The sequence below is a fragment of the Actinoallomurus sp. NPDC052308 genome, assembly GCF_040679195.1.
Taxonomy (GTDB): domain Bacteria; phylum Actinomycetota; class Actinomycetes; order Streptosporangiales; family Streptosporangiaceae; genus Actinoallomurus; species Actinoallomurus liliacearum.
In genome coordinates, this window is the sequence record NZ_JBFAUM010000014.1 from 125,439 (window position 1) to 144,721 (window position 19,283).

11 protein-coding genes are annotated in these 19,283 nt (G+C 70.8%); 8 read left to right on the forward strand and 3 right to left on the reverse strand.

Annotated elements, in window-relative coordinates; translation table 11 throughout:
* Positions 1–86: 86 nt before the first annotated feature.
* The gene (locus AB0L00_RS28380) at positions 87–1,811 is read left to right on the forward strand and encodes an LCP family protein (RefSeq protein ID WP_364440143.1); all 1,725 of its coding nucleotides are present in this window, start codon (positions 87–89) and stop codon (positions 1,809–1,811) included.
* Here AB0L00_RS28380 and AB0L00_RS28385 read toward each other — a convergent pair.
* Entirely contained in the window at positions 1,783–2,652 is an 870-nt protein-coding gene (locus AB0L00_RS28385) for a glycosyltransferase (protein ID WP_364440144.1), read from the reverse strand. The genes AB0L00_RS28380 and AB0L00_RS28385 overlap by 29 nt on opposite strands.
* Before the next feature lie 149 nt (positions 2,653–2,801).
* Between AB0L00_RS28385 and AB0L00_RS28390 the strand changes: the two genes are divergently transcribed.
* From AB0L00_RS28390 to AB0L00_RS28415, 6 genes are read left to right on the forward strand one after another with little or no spacing between them, the layout of a single operon-like run.
* Positions 2,802–3,665: a glycosyltransferase gene (locus tag AB0L00_RS28390; RefSeq protein ID WP_364440145.1), complete on the forward strand. Its 864-nt coding sequence runs from the start codon at positions 2,802–2,804 to the stop codon at positions 3,663–3,665.
* On the forward strand, positions 3,655–4,791 hold the full coding sequence (glf, locus tag AB0L00_RS28395) for a UDP-galactopyranose mutase (protein ID WP_364440146.1): 1,137 nt from the start codon (positions 3,655–3,657) through the stop codon (positions 4,789–4,791). The genes AB0L00_RS28390 and glf overlap by 11 nt, the downstream gene beginning before the upstream one ends.
* A complete protein-coding gene (locus tag AB0L00_RS28400) occupies positions 4,788–6,722 on the forward strand; it encodes a glycosyltransferase (RefSeq protein ID WP_364440147.1) in 1,935 nt (644 codons plus the stop codon). Before glf ends, AB0L00_RS28400 begins: the two co-directional genes overlap by 4 nt.
* Complete coding sequence (locus AB0L00_RS28405; protein WP_345364221.1) at positions 6,719–7,615, forward strand: ABC transporter permease; 897 nt, start codon at positions 6,719–6,721, stop codon at positions 7,613–7,615. Before AB0L00_RS28400 ends, AB0L00_RS28405 begins: the two co-directional genes overlap by 4 nt.
* The gene (locus AB0L00_RS28410) at positions 7,616–9,010 is read left to right on the forward strand and encodes an ATP-binding cassette domain-containing protein (protein WP_364440148.1); all 1,395 of its coding nucleotides are present in this window, start codon (positions 7,616–7,618) and stop codon (positions 9,008–9,010) included.
* Positions 9,007–10,467, forward strand: coding sequence for an acyltransferase family protein (locus tag AB0L00_RS28415; RefSeq protein WP_364440149.1), 1,461 nt, complete (start codon positions 9,007–9,009; stop codon positions 10,465–10,467). The genes AB0L00_RS28410 and AB0L00_RS28415 overlap by 4 nt, the downstream gene beginning before the upstream one ends.
* A gap of 7 nt (positions 10,468–10,474) precedes the next feature.
* Here AB0L00_RS28415 and AB0L00_RS28420 read toward each other — a convergent pair whose 3' ends face one another.
* Together AB0L00_RS28420 and AB0L00_RS28425 are read right to left on the reverse strand one after the other, a co-directional pair.
* Positions 10,475–11,557 carry a GDSL-type esterase/lipase family protein gene (locus tag AB0L00_RS28420; protein ID WP_364440150.1) on the reverse strand — a complete coding sequence of 361 codons (1,083 nt, stop codon included), beginning with the start codon at positions 11,555–11,557 and terminating at the stop codon, positions 10,475–10,477.
* Positions 11,558–11,621: 64 nt separating this feature from the next.
* The gene (locus AB0L00_RS28425; RefSeq protein ID WP_364440151.1) at positions 11,622–14,624 is read right to left on the reverse strand and encodes a hypothetical protein; all 3,003 of its coding nucleotides are present in this window, start codon (positions 14,622–14,624) and stop codon (positions 11,622–11,624) included.
* 993 nt (positions 14,625–15,617) lie between these two features.
* Between AB0L00_RS28425 and AB0L00_RS28430 the strand changes: the two genes are divergently transcribed.
* Positions 15,618–19,250: a LamG domain-containing protein gene (locus AB0L00_RS28430; RefSeq protein ID WP_364440152.1), complete on the forward strand. Its 3,633-nt coding sequence runs from the start codon at positions 15,618–15,620 to the stop codon at positions 19,248–19,250.
* Positions 19,251–19,283 lie beyond the last annotated feature (33 nt).

Consider the following 19,283-nt stretch of genomic DNA (forward strand, 5'->3'; position numbering starts at 1 on the left):
CGCGTTTGTCATCTGATGTACTTCGGCGTGCGTCTAACGGGGCAGGGACTCGCGCGGCGCGCCGCGCGACAGAACGATGAGGTGGAATGGCCGACAACGACGCTGAGGACGTGACGCCGGAGAAGGCGTCGCCGAAGGCGCCGGACTCCAAGGGCCCGGCGGACGACGCGCCGACCGCGGAGACGCGACGGGGTGAGAAGGGCGAGCCGGGCGGTGAGCCGGCCGAGAAGGAGCCGGTGCCGTCGGAGGCCGCCGAGAAGGGACCCGAAGAGGGGCCCGCCGGGGGAGAGCCCGAAGAGGGGTCCGCCGGGAAGAGGTCCGAAGAGGGACCGGCCGGCGGGGAGTCCGGAGAGGGACCCGCCGAGGAGGCGTCCTCGGCCGGCGCGCCCGCCGAGGGGGCGCCGGCGGGCGACGGGCCCGACGAGACGCCCGCGGGCGCCGCGCCCGCCGAGGAGGCACCGGCGGCTGCGGTCAAGCCCGCGGGCCGCCGGGGGCGGCGGGCTCTGCGCTGGGTCGCGGTCGGGGTCGTGGTGGCGCTCCTCGCGGCGGGCGGCACGGCGTTCGGCCTGTACGAGAAGCTGCAGGGCAACATCCACAAGGAGCACGTCGACCAGCAGCAGCTGGGCACGAACCGCCCGCCGAAGCTGAACAAGTCGATGAACATCCTGCTGCTGGGATCGGACTCCCGGGACGGGGACAACCACGAGTACTGGTCGCCGGACATCAGCGGGGAGCGCTCGGACACGACGATCCTGCTCCACCTGTCGCCGAACCGGGACCGCGCGGTCGCGATCAGCTTCCCCCGGGACTCCATGGTGCACGTCCCGGAGTGCAAGAAGAAGAAAGGCGGCTCGGTGCCCGCCTTCTTCGGCATGCTCAACGCCGCGTTCGCCTACGCCGGGGCGACCTGCACCTGGAAGATGATCGAGGCGGACACCGACATCCACATCGACCACTACGTCAAGATCGACTTCGCCGGGTTCAAGCGGGTGGTCGACGCGCTGGGCGGGGTGGAGATCTGCGTGCCGCAGGCGGTCAACGACCCGCGCGCCAACCTGTCCCTGAAGGCCGGCCGTCAGGTCGTGAAGGGCAACGACGCGCTGGGGTACGTCCGTACGCGCTACGGTCTCGGCGACGGGTCGGACCTGGAGCGCATCCAGCGGCAGCAGAAGTTCATGGCCTCGGTGGTCAAGAAGGCCACGAGCCAGGACATGCTGACCGACCCGACGCGGGCGTACCGGTTCCTGAACGCCGCCACCAAGTCGATCGCCACCGACGACGAGTTCAGCGTCTCCGCGATGAAGAAGCTGGCCACGAGCCTCAAGGGGATCAGCGCGGGCACCGTGCGGTTCGTCACCGTGCCGACCCAGACCTATCCCAAGGACCCGAACCGGGTGCAGTGGGACATGTCGCAGGCGGGTCCGCTGTTCGAGGCCATCCGCAAGGACGACGACCTGCCCGCGCCGAAGCCGGAGCCGTCCAAGCCGGCGATGCCCACGCCCGACCAGGTCAAGGTCACCGCGGTGAACGCGCCGAAGAAGGTCGTGCGGGACCTGAAGGCCCAGGGCTTCCACGTCAAGGCGGCGAAGGGCCCGGCGCAGCCGCAGACCAGGATCCTCTACGGGCCGGGGGCCGAACGCTTCGCCGACGCCCTGGCGGTCGCCGTTCCCGGCGTGGTCATCGCCGCCGACAACGCGGTCGAGCCGGGCACCGTCTCGCTGGTCGTCGGCCCGGAGGGCGTGCCGGTGAAGGCGCCGGACATCCCGAAGGTCAACGGGGAGATCAACGCGGCGCAGACTCCGTGTCAGTGAGGACGGCCTCGTTGGGTCGGGGACCGGAGCGGAGGCCCGCCCACAGTCCCCGGCCCAGGTCCCGTACGAGCGCCGACCGGTCGGCGGAGCCCGCGAGCGTACGGGCCCAGCGGCGGGCCGTCGCGCCGGCGTAGAGCAGGCGTTCCCCCGGGCCGAGGCAGCGGCTGCGGGTGAAGAGCCAGACCTTGTTGCGGACCTCGTGGAAGAACCGCCGCCCCGGGTCGAAGGCGGGGGAGGCGGTCTTGTGCACGGCCACGCTGTCCCGGCACAGCAGGCCGGTGCGCCCGCGCAGCAGCCGCAGCGTGAACTCGAAGTCGTCGTTCCACAGGAAGTAGTCGGCGATCGGCAGCCCGCGCTCCCGTACGGCCTCGGCGTCGACGAGCACCGACACGAACGACGCCGAGCGGATCCGGGCGCAGCCGGGGACGGGCGACGGCCGCGACCGGGGGGTGTTCATCGGATGGTCGCGGCCGTCGGTCCAGACGACGCGGCCGGCGACGAGCGCGGGCGGCCGCCCGTCGCCGTCCCGTCCCCGGTCGCGCGCCGCCAAAAGGGCGGCCAGCGCCTCCGGTTCGGGCACCGTGTCGTCGTCGAGCAGCCAGAGCGCGTCCGCCCCGAGGCTGAGGGCGTGGGCGATGCCCGTGGCGAAGCCGCCAGCCCCGCCGGTGTTGCGGGAGAGCGTGAGCAGGCGGGCGGCCGGGAACCGCTCGCGGACCAGTCGCGGAGTGCCGTCCGCGGAGGCGTTGTCGACGACCACGATCGTGTCCGGCGGGCGCGTCTGCCGCTCGAGGGCGGTCAACGCCTCGGTCAGGAGATCTCGTCGGTCGTGTGTGACAACCACGGCGGCGATTTGGGCGTCTTTCAGCTGACACCTCACGAATCGCCGGGTCAGTAGGAGTAAAGCCGCGCGCATGAAGCTCGCAAAAGTAGCATAGGATGCATCCCGCCCCACTGGCCTCATCGCCTCCCCTTCCGGAGCGAGACGGACGCATGGCCGAACCCTTCGCGCTTCTCCTCACCGTCTACGGCGGGGACCGGGCGGACCACGTGCGGGAGGCGTTCCACAGCTCGGTGGACGCCCAGACGCGCCGACCCGACCAGGTGATCCTCGTGCAGGACGGACCGGTCTCGGCCGTACTCGCCGACTGCCTGGCCCGGCTGACCGAGGAGAGCCCCGTTCCGGTGACGTTCCTCCCGCTGGAGCACAACGGTGGCCTGGGCCTCGCCCTCGACGCCGGGCTGGCGGCCAGCCGGTACGACGTCGTGGCCCGCATGGACGCCGACGACATCGCCATGCCGCACCGCTTCGCGGTGCAGCTGCCGGTGATCGAACGGGGCGCCGACCTGGTCGGCGCGGGAATGCTGGAATTCGGGACGGGCCGGGAGGACATCGTGGGGAGCCGCACGCCGGTCTCCGACCCGGAGCACATCGCCCGGTACGCCCGGCTGCACGATCCGTTCAACCACCCGACGATCGTGTACCGGCGCACCGCCGTCCTGGCCGCCGGCGGCTACGGCGACATGCCGCTGATGGAGGACTACTGGCTGTTCGCGCGCATGATCGCGAGCGGTGCGAAGGTCGTCAACCTGCCCGAGCCGCTCGTGTACTACCGCGTGGGCGAGGGCGCGTACGAGCGTCGTGGCGGGCTGACGCTGCTGCGGGCCGAGCTGCGCCTGCAGGGCGAGCTGCGGCGCAGCGGCTTCACGACTCTCGCCCAGTACCTGCGCAACGTGAGCGTCCGCGGCGCGTACCGGCTCACGCCGTCGTGGATCCGCCGGCCGATGTACCGGCGGTACGTCGCGCCCCGCGGCGCGGGTGCACGGACCCCGGTGGAGGAGACGAGTGAACGCTGACCTGGTGGTCGCCGGCGCCGGCCTGTTCGGGCTGACCGTCGCCGAGCGCTGCGCCCGCGAGCTCGGTCTCCGGGTGCTGGTCGTCGAGCGCCGCGACCACATCGGCGGCAACGCCTACAGCGAGACCGAGCCGTCCACCGGCATCGAGGTCCACCGGTACGGCGCGCACCTGTTCCACACCTCGAACGAGCGGGTCTGGGAGTACGTCAACCGGTTCACCGCCTTCACCGACTACCGGCACCGGGTCTTCACGGTCTTCAAGAACCGCGTGTACCCGATGCCGATCAACCTGGGCACCATCTGCGAGTTCTTCGGCCGGGTGATGTCACCCGACGAGGCCCGCGCGCTGATCGCCGGGCAGGCCGCCGAGATCACCGACCCCGCCAACCTGGAGGAGAAGGCGATCTCGCTGATCGGGCGGCCGCTGTACGAGGCGTTCATCCGCGGCTACACCGCGAAGCAGTGGCAGACCGACCCCCGGGAGCTGCCGGCGGGGATCATCACGCGGCTGCCGGTGCGCTACACCTTCGACAACCGCTACTTCGCCGACCGCTACGAGGGCCTGCCAGTGGACGGCTACACCGCCTGGCTGGAGCGCATGGCCGACCACCCGAGGATCGAGGTCCGGCTCGACACGGACTTCTTCGACCTGGACGCCGCCGGCAACGTCCCGGTCGTCTACACCGGCCCGCTCGACCGCTACTTCGGCCACCGCGAGGGCGCGCTCGGCTGGCGCACCCTGGACTTCGAGCTGGAGGTCCTGCCGACCGGGGACTTCCAGGGCACGCCGGTGATGAACTACGCCGACGAGGACGTCCCGTACACGCGCGTTCACGAGTTCCGGCACTTCCACCCGGAGCGGAAGTACCCGGGAGACCGAACCGTGATCATGCATGAGTACTCTCGGTTCGCCGGGCCCGCCGACGAGCCGTACTACCCGATCGACACGCCCGCCGACCGCGCGATGCTGGACCGCTACCGCGAACTGGCCCGCGCCGAGAAGGACGTGCTGTTCGGCGGCCGCCTCGGCACCTACAAGTACCTGGACATGCACATGGCCATCGCGTCCGCGCTGACCATGTTCGAGAACCGGCTGCGGCCGCGTTTCACCGGAGGCACGGAATGAGGGTGCTGCAGCGCGTCGTGCTGCCCATCCAACGCGACCCGGACGTCGTCGGCCTGTACGTCGACGGCCGTGTCGTCTGGGGCCGGGAGAAGACCGGCGAGGACGGCGCCACGACGCGGCGGTCCACGGCACGGGCCGGCTCCGAGGCCAGGATCACCGGCCGGCGCGGCCTCGTCGTGGCCGCCGGCCGGCGCGTGTCGTTCTGCACCTACTTCAACGCCTTCCCGGCGAGCTACTGGCGGCGGTGGAGCGTGGTCGACACCATCACGCTGCGGCTCCGGCTGCGCGGCGACGCCGTCGTCAACGTCCACCGTTCCACGGGCAAGGGCCTCACCCAGCGGGTCACACGGCTGGACGTCGACGCGAGCACGACCGTCACCCGCGAGGTCGAGCTGTCGCTGAAACCGTTCATCGACGGCGGCTGGTACTGGTTCGACATCGTCGCCGGCGACCGCGAGGCCGTCCTGGACGGCGCGGAGTGGTGCGCCGACACCGACCGGCCGCGGGGCAGCGCGAGCATCGGCATCACGACGTTCAACCGGCCGGACTTCTGCGTCGAGCAGCTCGTCGCGATGGGAGAGGCGAGCGACGTGCTCGAGGTCGTCGACGAGATCTTCGTCGTCGACCAGGGCACCGATCGCGTCGAGGACCACCCGGACTTCGCGGCCGCCGCCGAGTCGCTGGGCGACCGGCTGCGCCTCATCGACCAGGGCAACATCGGCGGATCCGGCGGGTTCGCCCGGGCGATGAACGAGACCCTCGACGCCGGGCGGAGCGACTACGTGCTGCTCCTCGACGACGACGTGACCGTCGAGCCGGAGGGCATCCTGCGCGCGGTGACCTTCGCCGACCTGGCCCGGACCCCGACGATCGTCGGCGGCCACATGCTGGACATCTTCCACCGGTCCGTGCTCCACGTCTTCGGCGAGACCATCGCGCGCTACCGCTGGTGGATGACGCCGGCCGCGCACACCCACCTGGGGCACGACCTGGCCGCGCACCCGCTGCGCCACACCCCCTGGCTGCACCGGCGGGTCGACGTGGACTACAACGCCTGGTGGATGTGCCTCATCCCGGTCGACGTGGTGCGCAAGGTCGGGCTGTCGCTGCCGTTCTTCATCAAGTGGGACGACATCGAGTACGGCATCCGAGCCGAGAAGGCGGGATACCCAACCGTGTCGCTGCCGGGCGCGGCGGTCTGGCACGTGCCATGGCATTCCAAGGACGACACGCTCGACTGGCAGGCCTACTTCACCGAGCGGAACCGCATCATCACCGCGCTCATGTACTCGCCGTACAAGCGGGGCGGCAACATGCTCAAGGAGAGCCTGTTCATCACCACCAAGCATGCCCTGGCGATGCAGTACTCCACGGCCGAGCTGATGCTGCTCGCCATCGAGGACGCGCTGCGCGGTCCTGAGCACCTGCACGAGTCGATGACCACGAAGCTCGCCGAGCTGCGGGCGCTGCGCGCCGCGTTCCCCGACGCGCTGGCCAAGCCGGACGTCGACGAGTTCCCCAAGGTCCAGCGGCGCAGGCCGCCCCGGCGCGGCCGCGAGCCGGAGCCGCCCGAAGGGCGCAAGGCGATGGTCCGGGCGGCGCTCGGCGGAATGCTCCGGCACTCCCGGCCGGTCGACTCCTTCCCCAAGTCGCACCCCGAGGTGGCCGTGCCGCACGTCGACCAGGCGTGGTGGCTGCTGTCGCGGTACGACAGCGCACTGGTCACCTCGGCCGACGGCACGAAGGCCGCCTGGTACCAGCGGGACCCGGCGCGGTTCCGCTCGCTGCTGCAGCGCGCCATGGCGCTGCACGCGCGGCTGGCGTACGAGTGGCCGGAGCTGAGCCGCCGCTACCGCGCGGCCATCCCCGAGCTCACCTCGCCCGAACGCTGGCGCGAGACGTTCGAGGCGGCCCGGCCGGAGGAGCGATGACGGCTCCGCCGCTGACCGCCCCGGGCAGCGGCGGCGGGCTGCTCGAGGTCGCCCGCCGCAGGTACCTGCTGCGGCTGCTGGTGCGCCGGGAGCTGCGCAGCCGCTACCAGGGCTCCCTGCTCGGGCTCGGCTGGTCCTACGTCCGTCCCGCCGTCAACTTCGCGGTCTACTTCTTCGTCGTCGGCATCTTCCTGAAGATGAGCAAGTCCATCCCCGGGTACCCGGTGTTCCTGTTCTCCGGGATGGTGCTGGTCAGCTTCTTCACCGAGACGCTGATCACCAGCACGTGGTCCGTCATCGGGAACGCGCCGCTCGTCCAGAAGATCTACCTGCCGCGCGAGATGTTCCCGGCCTCGTCCACGCTGGTCTCGGCCGTGCACATGCTGCCCGGCATGGCGATCCTGTGGGGCGGCGCGCTGCTCGGCGGCTGGCGGCCCTCCACGCTCGCGGTCGGGTCGATGGCGCTCGGGCTCGCGATCGTGGCCGTGCTCGGCTTGGCGTTCGGCCTGCTGTTCGCCGGGATCAACGTGTTCTTCCGCGACTTCGGGCAGGTCGTCGACATCCTCAACATCGTCATCCCGTGGACCACTCCGATGATCTATCCGTGGACGGCCGTGCAGGACTCGGCGGGGAACGGCCTCGGGCTGCAGATCTACCTCGCCAACCCGCTCGGGACGGCGACATTGCTGTTCCAGCGGGCGTTCTGGTGGCCCGCCAACCCACGCCAGGCGCACCTGCCCGATGGCACCCCGACCTTCCCGGACGGCAGGCACGCGTTCCCCGACCACCTGACCGTACGAGGGCTGGCGAGCCTCCTCGCCGCCGTCGTGCTGCTGGGGCTGGCCCAGATGGTCTTCCACCGCCTGCAGCGGCGGTTCGCCCAGGAGCTCTAGTTGGAATCGATCGTCGTCGACGGCGTGACGAAGCGCTTCACGCTGCGCCACGCGCACTCGATCAAGGAGATGACCGTACGCGCCGCGCGGCGCCAGAGCCTGTCGCAGCGGTTCACCGCCCTCGACGAGGTGTCGGTGTCCGTCGAGCAGGGCGAGTCGCTCGCCCTGATGGGGCTCAACGGATCGGGCAAGAGCACGCTGCTCAAGCTGATCTCCGGCGTCATGCAGCCCGACCGCGGCTCGGTCGGGGTACGCGGCCGGGTCGCGGGCCTGATCGAGGTCGGCGCCGGCCTGCACCCCGACCTGACCGGCAAGGAGAACATCTTCCTCAACGCCGCGATCCTCGGCATGACCAAGGCGGAGACCCAGGCCAAGTACGACGAGATCGTCGCGTTCTCCGAGATCGAGAAGTTCCTGGACACACAGGTGAAGTTCTACTCCTCCGGCATGTTCATGCGGCTGGGCTTCTCCGTCGCCGTCCACACCGACCCCGACATCTTCCTCGTCGACGAGGTGCTGGCCGTCGGCGACCCGCCGTTCCAGAAGAAGTGCCTCGAGCGCATCGAGGAGCTGGCCGACGAGGGGCGCACGCTCGTCATCGTCTCCCACGACATGGGCACGCTCGAGAAGGTCTGCGCGCGGGGCGTCGTGCTGCGTGAGGGCCGGGTCGCGTTCGAGGGCGAGATCACCGAGGCCGTCGACCTCCTCAACCCGCCGGACGGCCCCCTCGACGCCGCCCGCCGCCAGCGCGGCCGCCAAGAGGCCAGGCTCGCCGCCGCCACGCTCAAGGCGGAGAAGGCCGCGGCCGCCGAGACGGCCGAGGTGATCGACGAGATCATGCCCGAGGCCACGGCCCTGCCCGACCCGCAGGCGACGCTCGAGCACGCCCTGTCCCTCGCCGAGGGACGGGAGGGCATGGCGCTGGAGTTCGGCGTCTTCTCCGGCCGTACGCTGCGGACCATCACCGCCGCCCGCGACGGCAAGAACGTCTTCGGCTTCGACTCCTTCGAGGGGCTCCCGGAGGACTGGCGGGACGGCTTCCCGGCCGGCACGTTCGCCGTCGAGGAGCCTCCGGAGGTGCTCGGCGCCGAACTGGTCGTCGGATTGTTCGAGGACACCCTCCCCGGATTCCTCGACGAGCACCCCGAGCCGGTCGCCTTCCTCCACGTCGACGCCGACCTGTACTCCTCGACCCGGACCGTCCTGCGCCACGTCGGACCGCGCCTGCGGCCCGGCAGCGTCATCGTCTTCGACGAGTTCTTCGGCTATCCGGGCTGGCGCGAGCACGAGTTCCGCGCGTGGACGGAGCACGTCGAACGGACCGGCCTGCGGTTCCGCTACGAGGCCTACACACGCGGCAACGAGCAGGTCGTCGTACGGATAACGGAGCGATGACCCCGATGGACGGGTCCACCAGGGACGAGGCCAAGGGCGCCGAGGACGCCGCTAACGGCGCCGCGCCCAAGAGTGGCGCGGTTCAGGACGGCGGGGTTGAGGGCGGCGCGGCCGTCCGTCGGCGGAGCCGGTCGGGAGGGCGGCTCCGCGAGCTCGACCTGCTGCGCTTCGTGGCCGCCGCCGCCGTCATGCTGCACCACTTCACCGGGGTGCCCGCGCCGGAGTGGCCCGGCGGGAGCGCCCGGAAGATCTTCCCCGGCCTCGGCGAGGTGACGCGGTGGGGCTTCCTCGGGGTCGAACTGTTCTTCCTGATCAGCGGGTTCGTCATCCTGATGAGCGCCTGGGACCGCCGCGTCGGCGACTTCGCCGTGTCCCGGTTCACCCGGCTGTTCCCGGCCTACTGGGTGAGCGTCTGCCTCTCCCTCGCCGCCTACCTCGCCTTCCGTTCCTACGTTTCCTTCGGGCCGAACACCGACGGGCCCATCATGCGGTTCCTGCCGAACCTGACGATGCTCCAGGAAGGCGTCGGGTCGCAGCGCATGGAGGTCGTCTACTGGACCCTCTACGTCGAGCTGCACTTCTACGCGCTCATCGCGCTGCTCGTCTGGCGGGGCATCACGTACAGCCGGGTCGTCGCGTTCATGACCGGCTGGCTCCTGCTCAGCGTGTTCGCCGTGGAGGCCGACTTCGGCTTCGTCAAGGTGCTGCTGCTCTGGAGGTACGCGCCCTTCTTCGTCGCCGGCATGGGCTTCTTCCTCGTCTACCGGTACGGCGGCAACCTCATCGTCTGGCTGCTCATCGCGGCGAGCTGGGCGCTCGGCTGTTACTACGACCTCAAGTACCAGTTCCCCGACTTCATCGTGCCGGGCGTCTCGGAGTACGTCATCCCGGCCGGTGTCACGTTCGTCTTCGCCGTCATGGCGCTCGTCGCCACGCACCGGCTGGCGTGGCTGCGCTGGCGCGGCCTCACGCTGCTGGGGATGCTCACCTATCCGCTGTACCTGGTGCACCAGACGATCGCACGGACGCTCGTCCCGCGCCTCTACCCGCACATGAGCAGATGGGCCGTGCTCGGCGTCCTGATCGCCGTGGCGCTGACCTCGGCCTACCTGATCTACCGGGTCGTCGAGGCCCCCGCACAGCACCGGCTCCGCGTCCGGCTGAAGCTCGCGCTGGCGCAGATCCGGCGGAACGGCCTCCCCGCGCCGGCCGCAGACGGCACCGGCGGCGCCGCGACGGAGCGACCGGCACGGGACGGCACCGGCGACGCCGACCGGGACGCGACGACGCGACCGGTGCCCGACGGCACGGCGGGCGACGCCGAGCGTGACGCGCCCGCGCGACCGGGCGGAGACGGCGCCGACAGTGACGGGGCGGCGCGACCGGCGCGGGCCGCCACCGACCGCGACGCGGCGGCGCGGCAGGCGGGGGACGGCGCCGAGGCGGCGTCGTCCTGAGCGCGGGTCAGCGGGCGGGCGCCAGGTCGATCGCGTCGATCTCCGCGCTGCAGGTCTGCGGGGTGAACCGGATCGTGTTCCGGCCGGCGTTCAGCCACACGTCGACCGCGCTGATGGTCCACTGGTCCCAGCCGTACGGGCGGTAGAGCAGCCGTCCCTGCGGCCGGCCGTTGACCGAGAGCGTCTGGCTGCACGGGGCGTCCATGCCGTCGGCGGCGCGTACGTACATCCGGTAGCGGCCGCCGCTCGGCAGCGGCAGCGCGAACTCCAGATAGCTCTCCGGGGCGGCCAGGTACCCGGCCTTGCCGTCGCCCGACGCCCGTGCCGTGGTCAGCCGCTCCCCGCCGTTGATCGTGGTGTACGCCGGCGCCTCCGCCTCCCAGCGTGTCATCGGGACGCCGGTCAGCGCCGCGTACCACCGCGCCGCCATCTTGGAGTAGCCCCCGTCGGTCGGATGGATCCCGTCGGCGGACAGGTCGGCCTTGGTGAGCGCCGCGTGCATGTCGACGAGGTGGACGTGCCGGCCCCGCGCGGCCCGCGCGGAGACGATCCCCGGGATCGCCGCGTTGTACCGGCGGGCGAGCCGGTCGCCGGCCGGGGCGGCCAGCGGGACGATCGTGGCGACGTACACCTGGGCGTTCGGCAGCGTCGCGGTGATGAGGTCCACCAGGGCCGCGAGCCGCGCCGGAGCCTGCGGCAGCGCACTGCGCTGGATGACGTCGTTCGTGCCGATGTGCAGGAGGACGGCGTCGGGGCGGTACACGCGCAGCCACTCCCGTACGCGCACGGTGAGCTGGTGGATCCGCCACCCCGGATGGCCCTCCTCGTTACGGTCGCCGAGCTGCGGGGGACCGGTCGCCCGCGACCCCACGAAGTCGGCCGACCTGCCGTCGGCCGTCAGGTACTGCCACAGGTCGGTGCGGTAACCGCCGAGCGTCTGCAGCCCGTCGGTGATCGAGTCGCCGAGCGGCATGATCCGCAGTGGCGGCCGGGGCGTCGCGACCGGAGCGGGACGGCGGGGCTCCGTCGTGGCACGGGATCTCGCCTCCACGCACGCCGTCGCCGTGACGAGCAGACATGCGCTCGCCACGGCCGCCACGGCGGTCCGGAGGCGGCCGGTCACGACCGCGCGGCCCGCATCGGCGTCGCGAACCTCACGGCAACGGCCTCCGCCACAGTGTCGGCTGCTCGCCCTTGTGATCGGCGCTGACCCCGACGGCGAGCAGGTCGCCGCCCAGCGGTGTCATCCCGGTGAGCCACTGGTCACCCCGCTCGGACAGGCCGGTGCCCTGGGGCGTCTGCGCGGTCCACGAGCGCCCGTCGCGGGAGGTCCACAGCACGACGTCCGAGCGTCCCAGCCGCCCTCCGGCGCCGGTCACGACGAAGCCCCGGGGGGTCGCGGTCGCGGCGGTGACGATCGAGTTACGGTCGCTGGAGTCCGGACCGTCCAGGCCGGCGGCCGGCAGCCGGACCTCCTGCCAGGAGGCGCCGCCGTCGGGTGAGACGAACGCGAACGCCCTCCGGCCGGAGGTCGTCGCGGCGGATCCGGTGGCGACGACCACGTTGCCCACGGCGGCGACCTTGTCGAACCACGCCTCCAGCGCGCCGGACGGCAGCGGCACCTGGTGCAGCGTCCACTTCTTCCCGTCCGTCGACGTCCAGGCGGCCGGCCTGCCCCTCGGGCCGTCCTTGACCGCCGGGTCGTTCAGCCCGCCGACCGCGACGTAGCCGAACGAGCCGCCGACCACTCCGCGCATCCAGCGATTGGCCTGCTGGTCGCCGGTGAGATCCGGACCCGCGCCCCGATCCCAGGTCTTGAGATCGGCCGAATGCCAGGTTCCCGCAGAGGAGCCGTACTCACCGACGATCACGTAGCCGGCCGGCCCGACCGTCGCCGCGTACGTGGCGACGTGGTCGGCATCCCCGGGTTCGAACGCCTTTCCGCCGTCGACCGCCCGCCACGTCGTGCCGTCCTCGGAGGCGACGATCAGCGGGCGCGTCGTGTCGAACCCGACGGAGAGCCAGCCCGCGTTGCCCGACACCACGCTGATGAGACGCTGTTTGCCCGGCCGGGCGAGCGCCTGGCCGGTCGCCTGTCCCCGGCTCCAGCGCCGGCCGTCGGCCGACGTCCAGACCGCGGCGTCACCGTTCGTGCTGCCCACCGCGACGCTGAGCCGGGAACCCGTCGCGACCGCCGTCAACGCCTGGTCCGGCTGGACCGCTCCGGCGATCCGGGTGGGATCGACGGCGATCTCCTGCCCCTGGGCGTCGCGGACCGAGAGGACCGCGTCGGCGTCCTGGGCGTCGGCCTCGCGACCGGCGACGATGGTCGCGCCCGCGGTGACCGCCATGCCCTGGATCGAGACGCTCGACGGCGTCGGCACCTCCCCGGCGTTCTGCCAGGCCCGTCCGTCCGGGCTGCGCGCCAGCAGGACCTTCCGGTCGCCGCCGATGAGGGCGGCCACGCCGTTGTCGAATCCGGCGAACCGCTGCAGACCGCCGTAGCCGGGCAAGTGGATCTCCCCGGCGGTCTGCCACTGCTTACCGTCGGCGGACGTCATGATCACGCCGTACCGCTCCGACTTGGAACTGCCGTTCCGGCCGGCGACGAAGCCCCTCGACGTCGCGCCGATGGCGATGCCCGGCCCGGCGGTGCCCTTCGGGTGCGGAACGTCGACCGACTCCCAGTTCCGGCCGCCGTCGGCGGACCGCCACACGGCGTCCTTGACGACCCGGCCCTTGCCGTCGGTCGTCCACCCGTAGACGATCGCGGTGTTCCCCACGGTGGCCACGTCGACGAGGGACAGCGGGCCGCCGGACAGTGACATCTTGAGCTGGTCGTTGCCCAGCCGCTCCCAGTTCCGGCCGTCCGTGGAGAGCCAGACGACCGGCACCGCGTCGCTGTAGTCGCCCTTCTGCGAGGTCTCGCCGATGGCGACGAAGCCGCTCGCGGTCCGCGCGACCCGGGCGATCCGGTCCCGGCCGAAGGACGCGCCAGCCGTGTCCGGCTGCCGGATCCAGGTGCTGCCGTCCTTGCTCGTCCACACGGCCGTCCCCGTGTGCGAGCCGCCGAGGGCGACCCAGCCGCCGCCCGATCCGGCGATCACCCGTGGGACGTCGCCGTACGCGGGCTCGGCGCCGTCGGTCGTGCGCAGCCCGGCGAGGCGGAAGGAGCGCCCGCCGTCGGTCGAGTAGAGGAACTCGGCCCGATAGTCGGCGGTGTCGGCCTCGCCGCCGATGGCCACCACCGTCGAACCCGACGACGCGACCCCGAGCAGCTCCTGATCCCGCCCGTCCGTGCCGGCCGCCGGGTCGGCGGCGAAGATCCGGCCCGCGAGTTGGGCCGCCGGTGTCTTCGGCGCGGAGCCCTTGTCCGTGCCGGTGAGGACGTACACGCCGCCGGCGACCAGCCCGGCGACCACCACGCCTCCGACGCCGATGAGGATCGGCCGCAGCGGTACCCGGCGGCCTCTCGTCCGGCCGGGCGTCTCCGTACGCCACGGCTCGTCGAACGTGACGGACCGGTGCTCGCCGGACGTCCGTGGATCGCGCTCGGGGGCACCGGGCGGCCGTGGGGTCGACCGGGGGACCGTCGCGGACGGCGGCAGGTCCAGCGCGGTCGACTCGCCCGGGGCATAGGCGGGGAAGCGCGGCTCGGGCGGTTCCTGCCCGCCCGGCCCGTACGGAGCCGGGGGAGGCGCGGGTGCGGCGGGGGAGGGCGCGACGGCCGGGTCCCACACCGGCTGCGGCGGGATCCGCCACGGATCGCCCGCCGGCTCCCACTCCTGCGTCTCCGGCGGCCGCTGCGGTACGTCGTCCTGCGGCTCCTCCGGCTCAGAGCCCGGGGGAGGCGGGCCGAAGTCCAAGAGTTCTTCCGCCGGTGTCTCCGGCGTGGCGCCCTGGGGAGGCCGGCTGAAGTACAAGGGCTCTTCCTGCGGCGGCGCGTACGGCTCCGGTGGTGGCGCGTACGGCGGTGAACCGGGCAGGCCCGGCGGTGGAGCGCCGTACGGGGGCGCGGGAGGCACGGCCCAGGGCGGCAGCGGCGGCTGGGCCGGATCCGGTCCCCAGGCCGGAGGCGGCGGGGGAGGAGGCGACCACTGATCGTCGGACGAAGGCTCTTCGTTCGGATCGTCGTCCGGCGGCTTCTGCCCGGCCACGCGCACCCTTTCCGTCCATCGCCGCGAGGGCGACCCCCACCCGACCTCCACGCAGAGTGTCGTGGCCAGATCTTATCGGGGCAAAGTGGTCATGGCGGTCCCGTTTGTCTCCGGTGTCCTGCTCCAACGACCGGTCGAGTCGTGGGAATCGCGTACGCCGGTCGAATCGAACGGCCGGTTCCCCTCGAGTTCGGTCGCTGTTCGTGTTCCGTAAAGAGCGGTACGTATCGCCTGCGGCGGTCCGCGTCTGGCCACACTCGGCCGCGCCATTTTTCCCCCACCGGATCGCTGCAGATGAACGGCCATACCAGTTGCGCACTACATCAGCGCAGGTGATTTACATCACACCTTACCGTCTGTTCTGTTGATCTTGTCGATGTTACGGTCCGTCCGGACCTTTACCTTGCCTTTACGTTTAGGGGAAGCGTGACCATCAGACGAAAGTTCGGCGGCCGACGTAGACGCCTCGCCAGCGCACTGGCGATGATTTTGACGGTCGCTTTGGTCAATTCCCCATCCCTGGAGTCGTCGCCCGCTCGGGCGGCCGACGGAAATGGCGCCGGCGCGGTTAGGGCTGGTACGGCGGAGGCCATCCGGCAGGCGCGCGACTCCGGAAAGCAGGTGGCGGTCGGGTCCCTTCTTGGGGAGAACCGCGAGGTGTACGCGCAGCCTGATGGCTCGTTCGAGGCCGTCGAGCACCTGCGTCCGGTACGCACCAGACGGAACGGCGCGTGGGTCGATCTCGACACCACTCTCACCAAGCGGGCGGACGGCCTCATCGCGCCGACGGCGTCAACGGTGGACTTGACATTCTCCGGTGGCGGAAGCGGGCCGATGGCGACGATGATGCGGGCCGGCCGGAAATTGTCACTATCGTGGCCGACTCCTCTTCCCACTCCCGTGTTGAGCGGTTCTACGGCCACCTATAAGGACGTCATCGCCGGAGTCGACCTCCAATTGCATGCAGATGTCGATGCTTTCTCACACGTTCTTGTGGTCAAGACGCGAGACGCCGCGCAGGATCCCCAACTCGCGAAGCTCAAGTTCGCCACGGCGACGACAGGGGTCGCGCTTCAAGAGGACACCGAGGGCGGCCTGCGAGCGGTCGACGCGGGGGGCGGCGGCACGGTCTTCGAGGCGCAGCAGCCGCTCATGTGGGACTCGGCCAAAGACCCGGCCACGGCGAACACTGCCGCGAAGGCGCGGTCGGCCACCGGAGATCCCGGCGATGGTCCCGGCGGTGCGACGCACCGGGCACCGGTCGACATCGACGTCACCAGGGACGCGGTGACGCTGACCCCGGACCAGAAGCTGCTGAGCGACCCGGCGACGACCTTCCCGGTCTACATCGACCCGGTTTACCGGAACACGACCGCTACGCACTGGTTGATGGTCAGCAGCGGAGGCTGGAAGGACTACGACTTCAAGAACGACGAGGGGATGGGCTACTGCCCGTACAGCTACACCTACGACTGTGGGTCCCCGCACGTCAAACGTCTGTTCTACCGGATGCCGACCAGCGGGTTCGGCGGCAAGACCATCCTCTCGGCCGAGTTCCAGATCAAGGAGACCTTCGCCCCGAGCTGCGATGGCCGGTCGGTCGAACTGTGGAAGACGAAGGCGTTCACGACCTCCTCGACCTGGAGCTCGACCAAGGACAACTGGCTGAAGGAACTCGACTCGAAGGACGTGGCCAAGGGCTATCCGGGCTGTCCGTCGGGTGACGTCATCTTCGACGCCACGTCGGCGATGAAGGAGGCGGCCCAGGGCGGCTGGTCGACCCTGACGCTGGGGCTGCGGGCGACGCACGAGGACGACCAGCTCGGCTGGAAACGGTTCGCCGACGACGCCGACCTGCGCGTGCGCTACAACACGCCGCCGCCGCAGCCGAAGATGAGCAATCTCTCGATGAACCCGGGCGGGATCTGCACGTCCAGTGGCCGCCCGACGGTGAACAGGCCTCCGGTGGCGAAGGCGATCCTGACCGATCCGGACGACGAGGACGCCAACAAGGTCTCCGCGCAGTTCCAGGCCTCGTGGGACGACGGATCGGGCTGGGGCGCGCGCTGGACCTCCAGCCTCATCGGTCCGAAGAAGAGCGGAACCACCTTCCAGGTGACGTTGCCGTCGACGATTCCGCAGAACAAGCCGATCGATTGGCACGTCCGGGCGTACGACGGAACGAGCTACAGCCCGTGGAGCTACGCCGGAAACGCCACCGGCTGCTACTTCGTCTATGACCCGACGGCGCCGGAGGCCCCGACCGTCTCATCGACCGACTATCCGGAGTCGGATCCCGAGAACGCGGATGACCCGTGGATCGACGGCGTCGGGAAGTACGGGACCTTCACCGTCGCGTCGTCTTCGAAGGACGTGACAAAGTACTGGTACGGCCTGAACGCCGCTCCATCCGCGGCCAATGAGGTCAAGCCCGCGGTCACCGGTGGGCCGGTCTCCATCAACCTCATGCCGACCCATGCGGGGATGAACCGCCTGTACGTCCAGGCGTGGGACGCGGCCGGCAGCAACAGCGTCATCGCCGACTACGAGTTCAAGGTCAAAGCGGGTTCCAACCCGAAGGCCACCTGGAACCTGGACGAGCCCATCGACTCCGCGCAGGTCATGGCCGGCGTCCGCAAGGAGCCGGACGCCACCACGGATCCGGATCCCATTCCGGCCGACGTCCACGGCGGTGCGACGCTCGGCGTGGACGGCGTCACGAAGACCGCCATGCAGCTGAACGGCACGGACGCGTACGCCGCGACGTCCGGGCCGCTGATCGATACGAGTAAGAGCTTCGCCGTCTCGGCCTGGGCGCGTGCGGTGGACGGTAGCCATCACGCCACCGTCGCGACTCAGCTGGGCGACCGGAAGGCCGGCTTCTACCTGCAATTCCGCGCCGCGTCGGGATCGACCCCGATGCACTGGACCTTCGGTCGCGCGGGGAGCGACAGCGACAGCGACCCGAACTGGTACGCGGCGTCTTCTGCCACCGCGCAGTTGAACCAGTGGACACACCTGGTCGGGGTCTACGACGCCGCCGCGAAGACGCTGTCGCTGTACGTCAACGGACGGTTCGCGCAGACCGTGGCCTGCCCGACTGCCTGGAACGCTCAGGGAGCCTTCCAGATCGGCCAGACCCTCTGGGCGGGCAACCGCCTTGACTACTGGCCCGGGGACCTCGACGACATCCGTGTCTTCGACCGGGTCGTCACCGGCGACGAGGCGAAGGATCTCTTCACCCAGCGGCCCGTGGTCGCGGCTCGCTGGAAGTTCAACGATTCCACCTCCGCGCTGCGTACGGCCAAGGCCTACTGGAAGCTGGACGAGGCGGCGGGGGCGACGCGCGCCGAGGACGCGCAGGGCGCCTTCCCCGCAGGTGCGCACGGAGGCGTGACCTTCGGCGGGACCGGCAAGGTCGGCAAGGCACTCCACCTCAACGGCTCCACGGGCTATTTGGCGACGTCCGGCCAGGTCGTCGACACGACCAAGAGCTTCTCGATCTCCGCTTGGACGAAGCTCGCGAGCAAGACCGGCACGCCCGTCATCGCGGGCCAGGAGGGCAGTCGCAACAGCGCGTTCGTCCTGTACTACTCCAGCTTCTACGACCGGTGGATCTTCAACATGCAGACGCCGGACGTGGACGCGCCGACGGTGGTCCGGGCCCAGTCCACGCAGGCGCCGACGCTGAACAGTTGGACGCACCTCGTCGGCGTGTACGACGCGGACGCCAAGAAGATCCGCCTCTACGTCGACGGAAAGCTCCAGCAGACGACGGATCAGCCGAACAGCTGGGCCTCGACCGGACCGGTCAACATCGGCCGGCATCGGTCGAAGGCGGCCTACTCCGCCTCCAATTACTGGAACGGCGATGTGGACGACGTCCGGATCTTCGACCAGGCCGTCACCGACTCCGAGGCCGTGCTGCTCGCCGGCGGCACGCCGGCCACCACGGTCGCCGCCGCCGACGACACCGCCTATGGGAGGCACGCGATCCTGTCCGGCAACGCCTACGTCGACCAGGGCGCCGGCTGGGTGGGCAACCCGCCCGGCGGCCTGGTCCTCGACGGTGACGGTGACTATGCCGCCACCTCGGTGCCGGTGCTGCACACCGACCAGAGCTTCACCGTCGCCGGATGGGTGCAGACCGCCGGACGTCCGACGCGCAAGGCTGCGATCTTCAGCCAGGAGGGCAACGTCAACAGCGGATTCACGCTCCGCTACGCACCCGACCCACAGGACCCCGAAGAAGCCGGTGGCTATGAGGTCGACCTGCCCGACAAAGACGCGGCAGGCGCCGTCCACCAGACGGCCTCCCATTCCAGTTTCCAATCCGACAGCTCATGGGACCACGTCGCGATCGTGTACGACGCCTTCGCCGACGAGGTGCGGCTGTACGTCAACGGCGTTCCCATGGAGGTCGGCGACAACGTCTCCCACCGCGACAACACCCTCGCGTTCGACGCACTGAAGGCCTTTCAGATAGGCCGCACCAAGACGGACGGCACCTACGGCGAGTACTGGCCCGGCGTGATCGACGATGTCTGGGCGTTCAACGGCGTTCTCGACGAGGAGCGCATCCAACAACTGGCCAACGGCACCGAACTGCCCACGGACACCTCCTGATGAGGCACGCCCGGCATCTCCCCACCCTCTGAC

Bases quoted from the DNA above. Each gene is read 5' to 3' on its own strand.
- AB0L00_RS28405 (WP_345364221.1), top strand. From the start codon at position 6,719: ATGACGGCTCCGCCGCTGACCGCCCCGGGCAGCGGCGGCGGGCTGCTC.
- AB0L00_RS28390 (WP_364440145.1), top strand. From the start codon at position 2,802: ATGGCCGAACCCTTCGCGCTTCTCCTCACCGTCTACGGCGGGGACCGG.
- AB0L00_RS28380 (WP_364440143.1), top strand. From the start codon at position 87: ATGGCCGACAACGACGCTGAGGACGTGACGCCGGAGAAGGCGTCGCCG.
- AB0L00_RS28415 (WP_364440149.1), top strand. From the start codon at position 9,007: ATGACCCCGATGGACGGGTCCACCAGGGACGAGGCCAAGGGCGCCGAG.
- AB0L00_RS28400 (WP_364440147.1), top strand. From the start codon at position 4,788: ATGAGGGTGCTGCAGCGCGTCGTGCTGCCCATCCAACGCGACCCGGAC.